At 73.1% G+C, this 15,361-nt stretch carries 13 protein-coding genes; 5 read left to right on the top strand and 8 right to left on the bottom strand.

The genetic code is table 11. From position 1 onward, the window contains the following. The first annotated feature begins 66 nt into the window (after positions 1–66). Complete coding sequence (locus BLQ63_RS02760) at positions 67–942, top strand: hypothetical protein (RefSeq protein WP_091027938.1); 876 nt, start codon at positions 67–69, stop codon at positions 940–942. 80 nt (positions 943–1,022) lie between these two features. On the opposite strand, the gene BLQ63_RS02765 is transcribed toward BLQ63_RS02760, so the two are convergent. The 4 genes from BLQ63_RS02765 to BLQ63_RS02780 all read right to left on the bottom strand — a co-directional run bounded on the left by BLQ63_RS02765 (position 1,023) and on the right by BLQ63_RS02780 (position 4,975). After that, positions 1,023–1,661: a class I SAM-dependent methyltransferase gene (locus BLQ63_RS02765; RefSeq protein ID WP_091027945.1), complete on the bottom strand. Its 639-nt coding sequence runs from the start codon at positions 1,659–1,661 to the stop codon at positions 1,023–1,025. A gap of 2 nt (positions 1,662–1,663) precedes the next feature. Then, positions 1,664–1,852 (bottom strand): hypothetical protein, encoded by a 189-nt coding sequence (locus tag BLQ63_RS02770; RefSeq protein ID WP_091027947.1) that lies wholly within the window; start codon positions 1,850–1,852, stop codon positions 1,664–1,666. A 96-nt stretch (positions 1,853–1,948) separates the two neighbouring features. Continuing rightward, positions 1,949–3,880 (bottom strand): hypothetical protein, encoded by a 1,932-nt coding sequence (locus BLQ63_RS02775; RefSeq protein ID WP_091027951.1) that lies wholly within the window; start codon positions 3,878–3,880, stop codon positions 1,949–1,951. Between the two features lie 156 nt (positions 3,881–4,036). Further along, positions 4,037–4,975: a sulfite exporter TauE/SafE family protein gene (locus BLQ63_RS02780; protein WP_091027953.1), complete on the bottom strand. Its 939-nt coding sequence runs from the start codon at positions 4,973–4,975 to the stop codon at positions 4,037–4,039. A gap of 256 nt (positions 4,976–5,231) precedes the next feature. On the opposite strand from BLQ63_RS02780, the gene BLQ63_RS02785 reads away from it, so the two are divergent. Beyond that, on the top strand, positions 5,232–5,732 hold the full coding sequence (locus tag BLQ63_RS02785; protein ID WP_091027957.1) for a DUF1269 domain-containing protein: 501 nt from the start codon (positions 5,232–5,234) through the stop codon (positions 5,730–5,732). Positions 5,733–5,828: 96 nt separating this feature from the next. Continuing rightward, positions 5,829–6,995: a PP2C family protein-serine/threonine phosphatase gene (locus BLQ63_RS02790; RefSeq protein ID WP_091027960.1), complete on the top strand. Its 1,167-nt coding sequence runs from the start codon at positions 5,829–5,831 to the stop codon at positions 6,993–6,995. A 55-nt stretch (positions 6,996–7,050) separates the two neighbouring features. On the opposite strand, the gene BLQ63_RS02795 is transcribed toward BLQ63_RS02790, so the two are convergent. After that, positions 7,051–7,794 carry a copper chaperone PCu(A)C domain-containing protein gene (locus BLQ63_RS02795; protein ID WP_091027964.1) on the bottom strand — a complete coding sequence of 248 codons (744 nt, stop codon included), beginning with the start codon at positions 7,792–7,794 and terminating at the stop codon, positions 7,051–7,053. A 72-nt stretch (positions 7,795–7,866) separates the two neighbouring features. Then, on the bottom strand, positions 7,867–9,453 hold the full coding sequence (locus BLQ63_RS02800; RefSeq protein WP_177154755.1) for a cation:proton antiporter: 1,587 nt from the start codon (positions 9,451–9,453) through the stop codon (positions 7,867–7,869). Positions 9,454–9,559: 106 nt separating this feature from the next. Here BLQ63_RS02800 and BLQ63_RS02805 point away from each other — a divergent pair, with 106 nt between their 5' ends. Beyond that, positions 9,560–11,635, top strand: a complete 2,076-nt coding sequence (locus tag BLQ63_RS02805; RefSeq protein ID WP_091027971.1) for an MDR family MFS transporter — start codon at positions 9,560–9,562, stop codon at positions 11,633–11,635. Positions 11,636–11,687: 52 nt separating this feature from the next. Here BLQ63_RS02805 and BLQ63_RS02810 read toward each other — a convergent pair whose 3' ends face one another. Both BLQ63_RS02810 and BLQ63_RS02815 read right to left on the bottom strand, forming a co-directional pair. Continuing rightward, positions 11,688–12,026, bottom strand: coding sequence for a hypothetical protein (locus tag BLQ63_RS02810; RefSeq protein ID WP_143014739.1), 339 nt, complete (start codon positions 12,024–12,026; stop codon positions 11,688–11,690). Between the two features lie 222 nt (positions 12,027–12,248). Beyond that, positions 12,249–13,913 carry a glycoside hydrolase family 13 protein gene (locus BLQ63_RS02815; RefSeq protein WP_091027977.1) on the bottom strand — a complete coding sequence of 555 codons (1,665 nt, stop codon included), beginning with the start codon at positions 13,911–13,913 and terminating at the stop codon, positions 12,249–12,251. A gap of 158 nt (positions 13,914–14,071) precedes the next feature. Between BLQ63_RS02815 and BLQ63_RS02820 the strand changes: the two genes are divergently transcribed. Then, entirely contained in the window at positions 14,072–15,289 is a 1,218-nt protein-coding gene (locus BLQ63_RS02820) for an ROK family protein (protein WP_218125023.1), read from the top strand. Positions 15,290–15,361 lie beyond the last annotated feature (72 nt).

Consider the following 15,361-nt stretch of genomic DNA (forward strand, 5'->3'; position numbering starts at 1 on the left):
GGACCCCTCGGCTACGGTCGGGACCCTGTGCGCGCCCGAGGGGTCGCGCGGGACGAAGGGGTTCGCATGAAGACGCTCACCGAGGACGCGTTCGCCGCCGCCGAGCGGTACCTGGTCCTCAACGCCCGCCTGGTCGAGCGGCTGCGCTTCGCGCGCGAGTTCAAGGGCGGGCCCGCGGCGCCGGTGCGCGCGGCCGTGCTCGCCTACCAGAACGCGGACGGCGGCTTCGGCAGCGCGATCGAGCCGGACCTGCGGGGCGCGGGCAGCCAGCCGCAGGGCGTCGAGGTCGCGTTCCGGATGCTCGAGGACGTCGGCCCCGGGGACCTCTCGCCGGTCCGGGCCGCCTGCGACTGGCTCCAGGCCAACAGCACTGGCGAGGGCGGCGTGCCGTGGGTGCTGCCGAGCGTCGTCGGCGACGAGCGCGGACCCTGGTGGCAGCCCCAGGGCGAGAAGCCCCCGGCCGCGCTCAACCCCACCGCCCCGATCGTCGGGCTGCTGCTCGCGCACGGCGAGGAGCACCCGTGGATCGCCCCGGCGGCCGAGTTCTGCTGGAGGACGATCGCCGAACTCGATGAAGTCGGCGCCTACGACGCGATGTGCGTGCTGGCGTTCCTCGAGCGCGTCCCCGACCGGGAGCGCGCCGAGGCCGAGTTCGCGCGGCTCGGCCCGTCGCTGCGGGCCGCGGCGGCGATCGACCCGCACGCCGAAGGGCACGTCCACACCCCGCTGGACCTCGCGCCGGGGCCGGAGTCGATGGCGCGCAGGCTGTTCGGCGACGACGAGATCGACCTGCACCTGGACGTCCTCATCGATGCGCAGCAGAAGGACGGCGGCTGGGCGCCCAACTTCGAGATGTGGACCCCTGTGGTCGTCCACGAATGGGGCGGCTTCCTCACGCTCGCGACGCTGCGGACCCTCAAGGCGTACGGGCGCCTCGCGTAGCGGGAACCGCGCCTGCGTCGTGTGCGGCCAGGGGCCGAACGCGGTCCGGCCGCGCCGCGAAGGCGCGGCCGGACCGTCGTCTACGCGGGTTTGCGGGCCGAGCCCACCAGGTGGGGGCTGACCTTCAGCGGGAACGGCAGGTACGGGAGCCGGTGCGGCTCCAGGCCCTCGGTGTCGAAACCGGCCCGCTCGATCGCCGCGCCGGTGTCCCTGGCGGTGTGGCAGCCGCCGAACACGTGCGACCACAGCACCGCGTCGAAGACCTTCTCCCCCACCAGGATCGCCCGGTTCGCCGAGGCCACGTGCTCCAGGCAGACCAGTTCGCCGCCGGGCTTGAGCACCCGGTGGATCTCGGCCAGCGCGCGGTCCTGGTCGGCGACCGAGCACAGCACCAGCGTGGTCACGACCGCGTCGAACGAGTCGTTCTCGAAGGCCAGGTGCTCGGCCTCGCCGTCGAGGACCGTGGCCTTGAGGCCGAGGTCCCCGGCCTTCTCCTGGGCGAGGTCCCGAAGTCGCTCTTCGGGTTCGACCGCGATCAGTTCGGTCACGGCCTGGGGGTAGTGCGGGAAGTTCGCTCCGTGTCCGGCGCCGACTTCCAGTACGCGCCCGCCGACGCCCGCCAGGAGCCGCGCCCGCTGCTCTCCGAGACCGCGGTCCTCAAGGGAGGCGGCGGCCTGGGGGTACCAGCGGGCGAAGAGGCGGTGGCTCCTACGTCCCATCTTCACTCCTCGGGGTTCTGCGACCGGGCCAGGATCACGATGGCGATCACGATGGCCAGCAACAGGATCACGGCCACGAGGAAGGTGTCGACCGCGAACAGGGCGTTGAGGCCCCGCGCGAGGAACGGGGCCGTGATCGCGAGTATCGCCGCCAGGGCGATCCAGCGCGCGTTGCGGCGCATGAATTCCATCGACGCTCCTCCCGGGTTCTCCCCGAGCCTACGGGAGGCGCGCCCGGTCCGCCGTCCGCGGTCCGGCGCGCGATGGCGCGCCCGGCGGCCGGCCGGTCAGTTCGTGCGGGTGTTGGGCAGGTGGTCGCCGAGGTAGCCGATCCAGATCTTGCCGGTCGCGCCGCCGGCGTCGTCGAGGAAGTGCATGCGGGGCGCGGGCGAGCCGACGGCCTGGAGTTTGATGTGCGAGGGCATGAAGACGCGGCCGGACTCGTCGATGTCGGCGGGGACGCGGAAGATCCGGGCCCGGTAGTACTTGGGGTTGCCCGAGACCGAGTCGGACTCCTTCATGGACACCATGGTCGGGGTGATGATGGGCCCGCCGTGCAGCGGCCGGGTGCACCAGTCGTAGAAGCCGCCGGTGAAGCGGGCTTCGGCGCGGGCCTCGGCGTAGGCGTCGAGGGCGCGCAGGGCGTCCCAGGTCTTGCCGGTCCAGCGGCGGCGCTGGCGCGGGTACATGACGTCGAGGCGGGAGACCTCGGTGTCGAGGGTGTCGGGCAGGTCGAGGTGCCGCAGCTGCTTGCGGGCGCGCTGGACGACGTCCATGAGGCTCTCGGCCTCCCAGGGCCCGTCGAGGTCGGCGTCCTGGACGCCGTAGACGGGGTCGGCGTGCTCGGCGAGGCGGCTCTCCAGCCAGCGGATGCGGTCCTGTGCCTTGCGTTCGTGCTCTTGGAGTTCGACGTAGTCGGACTCGAGCTGGTCGTACTGCTCCTGGAGCCGCCGGAGCTCCTGGCCGGGCCCGCGGGGGCCCGGGCCGAGGAGGCCGGAGGACTCGACGGCGCGGGTGAGGGCGTCGAGGTGCGCGGACATGGTCTTGATGAGGCCGGTGGTCTCGGAGTCGCCGCCGCGGGCCATGTCGACGAGGGCGTCCAGGACGCTGTCGTCGAGCCGGTCGGCGAGCCGCGCGGTGATGCGGTCGGCGAGGTCGTCGGGGACGGGGGCGTCTGCGGTGGCGTCGGTTTCGGGAGCGGCGGGGGCCGGGGCGGGCGGCGCGGGCTCGGGCTCGGGGGTCTCCGCTGCGGGCGGGGCGGGCTGGGTCGGCAGTGCGGGCGGGGGTGCGGTCCCGGGCCTGGGGGGTGCGGCCGGTCTGGGCGCCCTCGGCGGTCTGGGGACGGCTATCGCGGCGGGGCTCGGCGGCGGGGCGTGCAGCTCCTCGGGGGCGAGGGCGCCGGACAGGACGCGGGCGACGCGCGGCTCGGCCTGGCGTATGTCGGTCGGGAGCGGGCGGTGCACGGAGAGGTCGGCGACCCCTTCGATGACGACGCCGAGCGCGCGTATCCCGTGGTCGCGGATGGCGCCGCCGCCGCGGGGCTGGTGGCGCATCGCGTAGGTCTCCTCGCCGGGCCGCACGCCCGGCAGGTAGGTGCGCAGGCCGCCGCCGAAGACGCTGAGGTCGGGGCCGAGCCAGGAGTTGAGCTCGTCCTGGGTCCTGGTGTCGTAGAGGCGCGCGACGACGGCGACGCCCGCGAGGGCCGCGGACAGGTGGTCGGCGCAGGCGGTGACGAGCCCGGGTTCGGTGCGGTCGACGGTGAGGACGATGAGCGGGACGCCCCGGTCGGGGTTGGCGAGCCAGGCGGTGAGCTCCTTGACCTCCTCGGGGCCGACCAGGTGCGGGCCGGCCTCGACCGGGACGGCGCCGTCGGTGGCGCGCCCGGTGGCGAGGAAGGCGGCCACGAACCCGGGGGCGCGGGCGGGGGCGTCCTCGGCGGCGTCGCCCTCGACGGTGACGCGGACCCAGCTCTTGGCGGCGCTTTGGGCCGCGGCCCAGGTCGCGGTGGTGCGCAGGCGCCCGCCGGCGGCGGGGGCGTCGAGGAGGTACCGGCCGCAGACCTCGTTGTCGGCGAGGGCGACGCGGTTGCGGCCCTTCGCGACGTCGAGGCGTGGCGAGCCGTCGTCGGACACGCCCGCCCACGCGGCGAACGACCGCCGCAGCCGCGGGCCGAGCCGCTGGCCGCCGTCGCGGAGCAATGCCTGGTAGAACTGGGTCACAGCGCCTCCAACGGTCCGGCACAAGGCAGCGTTGAGCCAACATGCTACTGGAGACGGGCGTCGCCGTCGTCCCCCAAATCCAATAGGGACGGACCATCGCGGACATGCGAAGGGCCCGCGGCGAACTCGCCGCGGGCCCTGTCGAATCGGGTTTGCTCAGGTGGTCTCGGGAGCGGGCTCCTCCGCCGGGGCGGGGTTGTTGGCCTTGTCGAGGACCGGCCCGCCGACGTCGCGCTCGGCGAGGTGGCGGCGCACCGAGTAGACGACGGCCGCGACCCACACGACGCTGATGACGATGTAGACGGTCCAGGCGACGGGCGCGGAGGCCGCGATCCAGTCGCTGCGCAGCAGGGTGCGCGTGTTGGTCAGGATGATGACGCCGCCGACGGCCGAGCCGAGGACGCGCGGCGGGATGTGGCGGACCAGCCAGGCGGCGATCGGCGCCGCGATGAGGCCGCCCGCGAACAGGACGCCGACCCAGGCGAAGTTGACGCCCTCGCTGCCGATGCCGATGATGAAGCCGAGCGAGGCGGCGACGGCCACCAGGAACTCGGAGGTGTCGATCGAGCCGATGACCTTGCGCGGCTCGATGCGCCCGCTCGCCAGGAGCGCGGGCGTGCCGACCGGTCCCCAGCCGCCGCCGCCCGAGGCGTCGAGGAAGCCCCCGACCAGGCCCAGGGGGGTCAGGAACCGCTTGCGCAGGGGCTTGCCGAGGTTGCGGCTGTCGAGGCCCCGCAGCGTGAAGCGGACGAGCAGGTAGACGCCGAGCGCGAGCAGGACGAGGGACATGAACGGGGCGGCGACCTCGGTGGAGAGCCAGGACAGGAAGGTGGCGCCCGCGAAGGCGCCGACCGCGCCCGGGATGCCGATCTTGAGGACGACCTTCCAGTCGACGTTGCCGAAGCGCCAGTGCGAGGCGCCGGAGGCGAGGGTGGTGCCGATCTCGGCCAGGTGGACGGTGGCCGAGGCCGAGGCGGGGTTGGTGCCGATGGCGAGCAGGAGGGTCGTCGAGGTGACGCCGTATGCCATGCCGAGGCTGCCGTCGACGAGTTGGGCGGCCAGACCGACCAGGCCCAGGAGGACGAGGGTGCGCACGAGGAAGCCTTCCGAGACGGAATCCGGGTGAATAACTCTACCAAATCTATGGGAAATATAGATTGCCGCGGCGCCGCCGTCAACCGCGGTTCCCGGAACGCGGGAAACCGCGGCGGATGATGGGACGACGAACCATGGCGAACCGGGACCGGTCGCCCGAACCGCGGTTTACCGCAGAATTCAGGACGTGGAGGCGCCGCGGGGCCCACAATCGGGCGAGACGCCGCCGCCGGCGGCCTCGCAGAGAGGAAGACGCATGAGCCAACTCATCGCCGTGGCCTATCCGGACGTCCCCACCGCGCAGACGGTCCTGGCCAAGCTCGCCGACATGCAGAAGCGCGAGCTCATCAAGCTCGGCGACGCCGTCGTCGTCGAACGCCGCCAGGACGGCAAGGTCAAGCTCCACCAGTCCACCTCGCTGACCGGCGTCAGCGCCGCGGGCGGCGCCCTGTGGGGCGGACTCATCGGCCTGCTGTTCTTCGCGCCGCTCCTCGGCATGGCCGTGGGCGCGGCCGCCGGCGCCGCGGGGGGCGCCATGACCGACATCGGCGTGGACGACTCCTTCATGAAGAACCTCGGCGCCGAGCTCAACCCGGGCAGCGCCGCACTCGTGCTGCTGGTCCTCTCGGCGACCGAGGACAAGGTCCTCGACGAGCTCGGCGGCCAGTACCAGGGCAAGCTCCTCCAGACGAACCTCTCGTCCGAGGACGAGCAGCGCCTGCGCGAGGCCATCGACGCCCACACCGGCGGCGCGTAGCCGCGAGCGGTCGAGACGGAAGCGGACGGGAGCGGCCCTCGTCCGCTTTCGCCGTTTCCGGGCCGCGGAAGCACCCGGCCCGCTTACGCTCGCCTCGTGAAGGCGACCGGGCGCGTGGCGCAGGACATGCAGGGCTACATGCGGTCCTATGTGGTGCCCGAGACCGGTTGGAGCCGCATCGCGAACGGCCACCCCGGTTCGGTCCTGCTCCTGCGGCTGCTGCCGTTCATTCTGCTGGCGGTCACGGTGCCGCTGGCGTTCCTGGACCCGCTCCTGATCCCGTACGCGAACTACGCGCTCGTGTTCCTGCCCGCGTTCACCGCGCTCGTCAACGGTCCGGTCGCGACCGCGCTCGCCACGGTCGGCGTCCTCGCGGTCGTCTGCCTCGGGGCCCTGGGGCTCCTCCCCTGGCCCGAGACGGTCTTCAGCGACCTGCCGCCGATCGCGGCGGTCGGCCTGGTCTGCTCCGTGCTCGCCTGGATCAGGAACCGGATCGTCATGCGCCTGCTCGACATGACGCTCGTGGCCGAGACCGTCCAGGGGGCGATCCTCCCCGACCTGCCCGCGCACGTCGGCGGCGTGCGGGTCGCCGTGGCCTACCGGACCCCCGAGGACAGCCCCGGCCTGGTCGGCGGCGACTTCTACGACGTGCAGGAGACCGACGCCGGCGTCAGGGCCGTCGTCGGCGACGTGCAGGGCCACGACCTGAGCACCGTGCAGCTCACCGACGCGCTCCTGGGGACCTTCCGCGAGCGCGCGCTCGACGATGCCGACCTGTGCGTCCTGGCCGCCCGCATGGAGCGGCGGGTGCGCCTGCACAACCGGGGCCGCGGCGAATGGGAGCAGTCGTTCGCGACCGCCGCGCTCATCGAGATCACGCCGCGCCACGACACCGTGCGCGTCGTCCTGTGCGGACACCACGCGCCGCTGCTGGTGCGCGGCAGCGCGGCGCCGATCAGTGCCAGGCCGATGCCGCCGCTCGGGCTCCTCGACTACGGGCTCGAGCAGGCCAGGGTCCGGGAGGCGACGCTCATGCCCGGCGACCTCATCGTGGCCTTCAGCGACGGGATCATCGAGGCGCGCAACGCCGACGGGCAGACCTTCCCGCTGACCTCCATGCTCAACGCGCACGTCGCGGCGGGCATCCGCGACCCGGACGCGCTGCACCGCAAGCTCAAGGCCGACTTCCAGGGCGGCGGGTTCGTGCGCACCGACGACCTGACCGTCCTCATCATGCAGATCCCGGGGCCGCTGGACCGGTGAGGGGCCGACACGCGAACGGCGCCGCCCCGGGCGGGGCGGCGCCGTCGTGCGGATGCTAGTGCTCTTCGTGCGGGTCGCCGTAGTACGAGCGGGACGGGGCCACCGCGGGCTGGCCCACCGGCAGGTGCGCGGTCGCGGTCGCGCCGTCGGAGAAGGTGAAGACGACCTCGACGGTCGAGCCGAGGCCCACGTCCTGCTTCAGGCCTTCGAGCATCAGGAACGAGCCGCCGACCGGGGCCAGGCGCACGTAGGACTTCGGCTTGATCTCGATCGCGAAGACGCGCTCGCCGAGGAGTTCCGCGGAGCCCTCGTCGCCCTCGGTCGCTTCGGCGGTCGGCGAGGCGTCGCCGGTGGGGGTCTCGGAGGCGGTCTCGTCGGGCGAGGCTGACTCGTCCCCGCCGGCCGGCGCGTCGTCGGAGGGGGACTCGGACGGGTCGGCCACGACCACTTCGGTGGCCAGGGTGACGGCCTCGGCGTCGGGGCTGGTGACCGCCTCGAGGACCACGGTCTGGTCGCCCTCGTTGGCGATCCACACCCGCAGCGGCGCCGCGCCGCCCTCCGGGTAGCTTCCGGACTCGCCGAAGTCCACCTGGAGGTCGCGCAGGGCCAGCGACCCCGCGTTCACGTCCACGCCGGCGATGGCCGGCTTCATCTCGCTGGTCTGGGCGTTCTGGCCCGCACCGCAACCGGTCAGGGCCAGGCCCGCCGCCGTCAGCGCCGCGGCCCAGCGCGCCGCGGCCCGTGCGGTGCTCCTCGCACCGGTGCGGCCCGCCTCGGCACTCGCGTCTCGTCTCTCCACAAGCGCCACCTTAAGCGCGAGGGGGCGGCGCTGGCGGCCGCGACATACCGGCGGGGCGCAATCGGCGCCGGCTCATCCGGACCGGCGCCGTCCGACCGCGCGGTGGTCGAGGGCGGCCAGGACCCGGTCGATGAGGGCGGGGTCGTTGCCGGGCGAGGACCGCATCTGGAGCAGTCTCGCGGTCGAGGCCGTCAGCATCTCGCCCTCGATGCGCTGCATCGCGTCGAACTTCTCGACCATCCGCTCGGTCTCGGGGTCCTCGCGGTCCTCGACGAACGAGGTGACCTGGGCGGCGCGGCGGTCGTACCACTGCTCGAGCCTCGCGGCGACCTCGTCGTCGACCTCGCCCTCCCGCCGCAGTTCGCGCAGGCGGCTCGTCGCGGCCGCGCCGGCCTCGCCCATGATCGACCGCAGCGTCTCGGTCTCCTTCTCGGTGTCGGCCTTGACGCCGAGGAACTCGATGAGCCCCGGGAGCGTCAGGCCCTGCGCGAGCAGGGTCGCGATCACCACGACCACGGACAGGAACTGGATCTGCTCGCGCCCCGGGAACGGCGAGCCGTCGGCGGTGGTCATCGGCAGGGCCAGCGCGGTCACGATCGTGACGACGCCGCGCATCCCGGCCCAGGCGGTCACGACCGCGAGCCGGGGGTGCTCCCCCAGCAGCTTCCAGCCGATGCCGGTGCGTCCCAGGAGGATCGCGAGGGCGAGCCAGAGGACGCGGACGCCGATCACGGCGCCGGCCACCGCGAGGGCCTTCCACAGCAGGTCGCCGACGCCGTCGCCGACGGCCTGGATGATGTCGACGAGCTCCATGCCGACCAGGGCGAACGTGAGGGCGTTCAGGGCGGTCTCGAAGACCTCCCACACCGAGCCCTGGACGAGGCGGCTCTCGTAGTCGTCGGGGTCGTTCGAGCGGGCCACGAGGTAGAAGGCGGCGCAGATGACGGCGAGGACGCCGGAGGCCTTGACGCCGTCGGCCAGGAGGTAGGCGATGTAGGGGCCGGTGAGTCCGAGGGCGGTGCTGACGCGGCTGTCGTTCACGAGGGACCCGAGTCTGACGAGCAGCCAGCCGACCGCGAGTCCGATCACGACGGCGCAGGCCGCGGAGTAGGCGAACAGGCCGACCGACCACATCGCCGAGACCGAGCCGGTGACGACGCCGAGGACCGCGACATTGTACAGGGTCAGTGCGGTGACGTCGTTGAACAGGCCTTCGCCTTCGAGGATGGTGACCAGTCGGCGGGGCAGGCCGAGCCGGTCGGCGATGGCGCTGACGGCGGCCGCGTCGGGCGGGGCGCAGATCGCGCCGAGGACGATGGCGGCGGTGACCGGCAGGGCCGGGCTGATCGTGGCCGCGACCAGGGCGACCGCTGCGGCGGTGACGAAGACGAGGACGACCGCGAGGAAGATGATCGGGCGCCAGTTCGCGGCGAAGTGGCGCCAGGAGTACTTGCGGGCCGCGGCCCACAGCAAGGGCGGCAACAGGACCGGCAGCAGGTGCTCGGGGTCGAGTTCGAGGACGGGCATGCCGGGGACGAGTCCGAGCGCGAGTCCGTAGAGGCAGATGAGGACCGGCGCGGGGAGGCGCATCCACTCGGCGGCGGCGGTGAGCAGCAGGCCGCCGACGGTGAGGGCGAACAGGATCGCCACCAGTTCCATGCGCGCTCCCCGGGGTCCGCGGTGTCGGGGCCATCCTAAGCGGAGGGCGGTGCGGTTCGGACGCTCTCGGCCACCGAATGACCGTTTTGCCGCTATCGTTCCGCCTATGAGCACTGTCGACACCGCAGCGGCCCCGGACGTCGCCGACCCCGCGCCGCCGGTCCTGAGCAAGTCCCGGCGCAACCTCGTGTTCGCCACGATCCTGCTCGGCATGCTCATGGCCGCGCTCGACCAGACGATCGTCTCGACGGCGCTGCCGACGATCGTGGCCGACCTCGGCGGCGCGGGCCACATGGCGTGGGTCGTGACGTCGTACCTGCTCGCCGAGGCGATCGCGTCGGCCGTGGTCGGCAAGTTCGGCGACATGTTCGGGCGCAAGTCGATCTTCCAGATCAGCGCGGTCGTGTTCGTGGGCGGTTCGGCGCTGGCGGGGTTCAGCACCGACATGGTGTTCCTGATCGTCGCGCGCGCGGTGCAGGGGCTGGGCGCGGGCGGGCTCATGGTCACGGCGATGGCGCTCATCGCCGACGTGATCCCGTTGCGCGAGCGGGGCAAGTACCAGGGCGCGATGGGCGCGGTGTTCGGCGTGACGACCGTGCTCGGCCCGACCCTGGGCGGCCTGTTCACCGACCACCTGTCGTGGCGGTGGTGCTTCTACGTGAACGTGCCGATCGCGGTGGTCATGATCGCGATGGCGGCGGCGTTCGTGCCGAAGGTGCGGTCGGCGGTGCGGCCGGTCATCGACTACATGGGCTTGGTGTTCGTCGCGGTCGGCACCTCGCTGCTGATCCTCGCCCTGGAGTGGGGCGGGGACGACTACGCGTGGGACTCGCCGACGATCCTGGGGATGTTCGCCGGGTCGGCGGTCGCGCTGGCGCTGTTCGTGATCGTGGAGCGGCGCGCGGCCGAGCCGATCCTGCCGATGTGGCTGTTCGCGAATCCGGTGTTCACCGTGTGCTCGATCCTGAGCTTCATCGTGGGTTTCGCGATGCTCGGTGCGATGACGTTCCTGCCGACGTATCTCCAGTACGTGGACGGGGACTCGGCGACGATGTCGGGGTACCGGACGCTGCCGATGGTGGCGGGCATGCTGTTCACCTCGATCCTGTCGGGTTCGGTGGTGAGCAGGACGGGGCGGTACAAGGCGTTCCCGATCGGCGGCACCGCGGTGATGGCGCTGGGCCTGTACCTGATGTCGACGATGGGCTCGGGCACGAGCGTCTGGCTGGAGTCGGTGTACATGCTGGTCTTCGGCCTCGGGCTGGGCCTGGCGATGCAGGTGCTGACGATCGCGGTGCAGAACACGGTCCCGTACGCGCAGTTGGGCGCGGCGACCTCGGGGGTGACGTTCTTCAGGACGGTCGGCTCGACGTTCGGGACGGCGATCTTCGGGACGCTGTTCACCAACCATTCGACGCCGCTGCTGGCGGCGGCGTACGCCGAGACGGGGATCGATCCGGCGGCGGTGGCGAGTCCCGGTGCGCTGCACGAGCTGCCGGACGAGTTGATCGCGCCGATCGTGCAGGCCTACGCGGACTCGATCAACTTCGTGTTCTTCTGGACGGTGCCGATCGCGGCGCTGGGGTTCCTGGTGGCGTGGTTCCTCAAGGAGCGCCCGCTCCACGACGCGGCACGGGGCCGGGCCGCGGACATGGGCGAGGGCTTCGCGGCCCCCGACCCGGCGCCGTCGCAGGAGCGGTTGGCGCGCATGGTCGCCGACGTGATGCACCGCGAGCGCCGGACGGTCTACGACGAGGTGTACCGGTCGGCGGCGAGCGCGTCGGCGCTCGACCGGGCGGGGACGTGGGCGCTGCGGCAGGTCTACATGCGGCAGGTCGCTGGCGCGGAGGCGACGGTGCCGCGGATCGCGGCGGCGCACCGGCTGCCGCCGCAGGTGCTGGTGCCGGTGTTCTTGCAGGCGGTCAAGGACGGGTACCTGGAGGTCGAGTCGGGGCGGCTGCGGATGACCGGGCGTGGGATCGCGGAGTTCGAGCGGTTCATCACGGCCTGGCAGCACTGGCTGGACCGTCGCCTGGACGACTGGGACATCACCGATCCGCAGGACCGGGCGGTGTTCAACGGGGCGGTCAAGCGTCTGGCGAGGGACATCGCCGAGCAGGAGTCGTTCGCGGACGGGGACCCGAAGCCGAAGGCGGCGACCGAGGTCGAGAGCGCCGCGTGAGCGCTCGGCGATACGGCCGCCGCCCGCAGCCCGGGCGCCGTGGCGCAGGCGCCTACGCCGGGCGGACGTCCTCGGCCAGGAGGACCATCCCGCGGGCGCAGGGGATGACGCCGATCACGGGCCTGAGGGTGCCTTCGACGATGACGCGCTGTCCGACGAAGCCGAAGGCGGCGGCGCCGAACAGCGGGTAGGCGCGGTCCGCGGTCCGCAGCTCCAGGCATCCGTTGCCCGTGGCCACCACCGTTCCGGTGAAGGTGGACAGAGCCGACTGGGAGGCCGAGTGCCCGGCACCGGGCTCGGAGTGGGCCTGGACCGGGGCGGCGCCGACGATCAGCGCCGCGCCGACCGCGCCGACCGCGACGGCCATCCTGTAAAGCGTCTTCGAGGACATCGGTGGTCCTCCCCTTCTCATCGCGCGGAAGTACGGACGATGCGATCATGCCGACCGTTCGTAAGGGCTGCAAGGGTTCGGGCGCAGGTCGACGCGGCGGCTCGTGCGGTGAGCCCGCAGTGCACGCAGGGCGCGGCGGGTCCGGCCCCGGGGAGCGCCGAAGGCGCCGGGCCTCGTTCGAGGGCCGGCGCCTTCGGCTTGCGGTGCGGGCGGAGTCTCGGCTCAGGCGCGGAGCCAGACCGTGGTCTCGGGCGGCAGTTGCCTGCCGTCCAGCGGGCCGCTCGAGAGGAGCACGTCGCCCTCCGGCAGCGCGACCGGTTCGGCGCCGAAGTTGGTCACGGCCTCCCACCCGTTGTCGCGGCGGACGTGCAGCACCTCGGCGCCCGAGGGGATCCAGGCGAGCGTCTCGGCGGTCTGGAGCTCCCGGCGCAGCGCGAGGGCCTCGCGGTACAGCGCGAGCGTCGAGGCCGGGTCGTCCGCCTGGACCGCGGCCGCGTAGCGCCCGAACCATTCGGGCTGCGGCAGGTGCGCGCCCCCGTCGCCGAACCCGAAGGAGGGGCCGTCGGCCGCCCACGGGATCGGCACGCGGCAGCCGTCGCGGCCCACGTCGACACCGGGGCTGCGGAAGAACGTCGGGTCCTGGCGGTCCGCGTCCGGGATCGACGCCACCTCGCCGAGGCCGAGCTCTTCGCCCTGGTAGAGGTAGGCGCTGCCGGGCAGGGCCAGCATGAGCAGCGTCGCGGCGCGGGCGCGGCGCAGGCCGGCGGCCACGTCGAGCTCGGGTTCGGTGCCGCCCGAGAGCAGCCACGCGCGGCCGTGCTTGCGCGGCTCGTCGCCGTTGGGCGGGAGGCCGTAGCGGGTCGCGTGCCGGATCACGTCGTGGTTGGAGAACACCCACGTGGTGGACGAACCCGAGTCGGCGGCCTGCTCGAGGTTGTCGGTGATGATGGGCCGGAACGCGTCCGCGGCGAAGTCGGCCTCCAGGAGGTCGAAGTTGAACGCCTGGCCCAGGCCCTCGGCGCTGGCGTAGCGGGCGCGGCGGGCGGGCGGGTCGACCCAGGCCTCGGCGACGGCGATGCGCGGCGGGTCGTACTCGTCGAAGACCCGGCGCCAGTCCGCGTAGATGTCGTGGACCTCGTCGCGGTCCCACAGCAGGTGGGTGCCGGTGGCGCGGTCCATCGCGGCCAGCTCGGCCTCCGAGGGCAGGTCCGGGGGCAGGTGCTTGGCGAGGGCGTGGGCGACGTCGACGCGGAAGCCGTCCACGCCGCGGTCGGACCAGAAGCGCAGGGTCTTCAGGAAGTCCGCTCGCACCTCTTCGCTCCGCCAGTTGAGGTCCGGCTGCTCGGGGGCGAACAGGTGCAGGTACCACTGGCCGTCGCCGACGGCCGTCCAGGCCGGCCCGCCGAACATGCAGGTCCAGTCGGCGGGCGGCGCTTCGCCGTGCTCGCCGAGGCCGTCGCGGAAGACGTACCGGTCGCGCTCGGGCGAGCCCTTCGGGGCCGCCAGCGCCGCCCGGAACCACTCGTGGCGGTTCGAGGAGTGGTTGGGGACGATGTCGGCGATGAGCTTGATGCCCTTGTCGTGCAGGGCCTTGATCATGACGTCGAAGTCGTCCAGGGTGCCCAGTCGCGGGTCCACGTCGCGGTAGTCGTCCACGTCGTAGCCGCCGTCGGCGAGCGCGGACGGGTAGAAGGGGCTGAGCCAGACGGCGTCGACGCCGAGGTCGGCGAGGTAGTCGGCGCGGGAGGTGATGCCCGGCAGGTCGCCCAGGCCGTCGCCGTTCGCGTCGGCGAAGCTGCGCGGGTAGATCTGGTAGACGACGGCCTGGCGCCACCATGCGGCGTCGGCGGCCTTCGCGGTGCCGTTGCCGGTGATCGGCTCGGTCATGTGCGGGTGCCTCTCTGCGGTGGGCGGATCGCAGGCGGGTCGGCAGTGCGGGTCGTGTGCCCCGGCGCTGCGGCCACGTTGATCCGATGATTAAATCTAATTTCAAAATCAATTCGCTACCGTCATACTGATACACCGGAGGCGAGGTGTCAAGAGGCGTGACCGAGATCGATGAGAGGACCGCGTTCTCCCAGCGGGGAGTGAACGCGGCGACCGTGCTGGACCGCGCGTGGGACGCGTCGGCGTTCACCGCGAGCGACGTGATCGCCGCGACCGGGCTGACCCGCTCGACGGTGATCGCCCTGTGCGACGAGTTCGTGGAGCGGGGCTGGTTCGCCGAGCTCCCGAACGCGCGCGCCGCGGGCGGGGAGTACCGCAAGGGCCGCCCGGCCCGCCGCTACGAGCTGCGCGCCGACGCCGGGGCGGTGGTGGGCGTCGACGCGGGCGAGCACTGCGTCACGGCCGCCGTCGCGGACCTGCGCGGGCGCGAACTCGCCCGCACTCACACCGAACTCGACCCCGACGGCGCCGTGCAACGCACGGCCGCCGCGGACGCGACCGTCGAGCGGGCGCTCGCGCTGGCGGGCGTGCCGACCGCGTCGGTCCTGTGCATCGCGGTCGGCGTGCCGGCCCCCACCGACGCCGAGGGCAACTCCCCCGAAGGCGAGTTCGAGTTCTGGTCGCGCATGAACCCCGGTTTCGCGGCGCATTTCCGCGAGCGCGGGTGGCTCACCGAGGTCGAGAACGACGCGAACCTGGCGGCGCTCGCCGAGGGCGCGGTCGGTGCCGGCGCGGGCGCCTCGTCGTACGTCACGCTCGTGTCCGGGGAGCGGTTCGGCGCGGGGTACGTGGTCGACGGGCACCTGGTGCGCGGGCGCCGGGGCGGCGCCGGCGAGCTGCGGATGCTCAAGCTGGTCGAGGGCGTGGGCTCGACGCACGGCGTCGGGGCGCTGCTGCGGCAGTGGGCGCTCGCGGCCCGGTCCGAGGGCACGGCGGCGGACACGAGCCCGCTCATGCGGACGGCGCCCGAGCGCCTCGGCGCCGAGGTCGTGTTCAAGGCGGCGGAGGCGGGGGACCCGGTGGCGCTGGGGCTGGTCGAGCGGCTGGCCGAGCGGTTGGCGCGGATCTGCGCGGTCCTGGGCGGCCTGCTCGACGTGGAGCGCATCGTCTTCTCGGGCGCGGTGGCCGCGTCCCTCGCGCCGGTGCTTCGCCTTGCGGCCGAACGCCTCGGGGATCTGACGCACCCGCCGGCCCCGGAGCTGGCGGCGTCGACGCTGGGCGGTGGCGTGGTGTGCGTCGGGGCGGTCACCAGGGCGGTGGAGCTGGTCCGGACGAACGCGATGGCGCTCGTCCCGGCGCCGCGCGCGGCGGTCTGAACGAGAGCGACGCCCCGGGACGCGGGTCCCGGGGCGTCGGTGCGCCATGAGGTGTCCACGGGCTCACGGCGG

The organism is Glycomyces harbinensis (assembly GCF_900101745.1).
Taxonomy (GTDB): Bacteria; Actinomycetota; Actinomycetes; order Mycobacteriales; family Micromonosporaceae; genus Glycomyces; species Glycomyces harbinensis.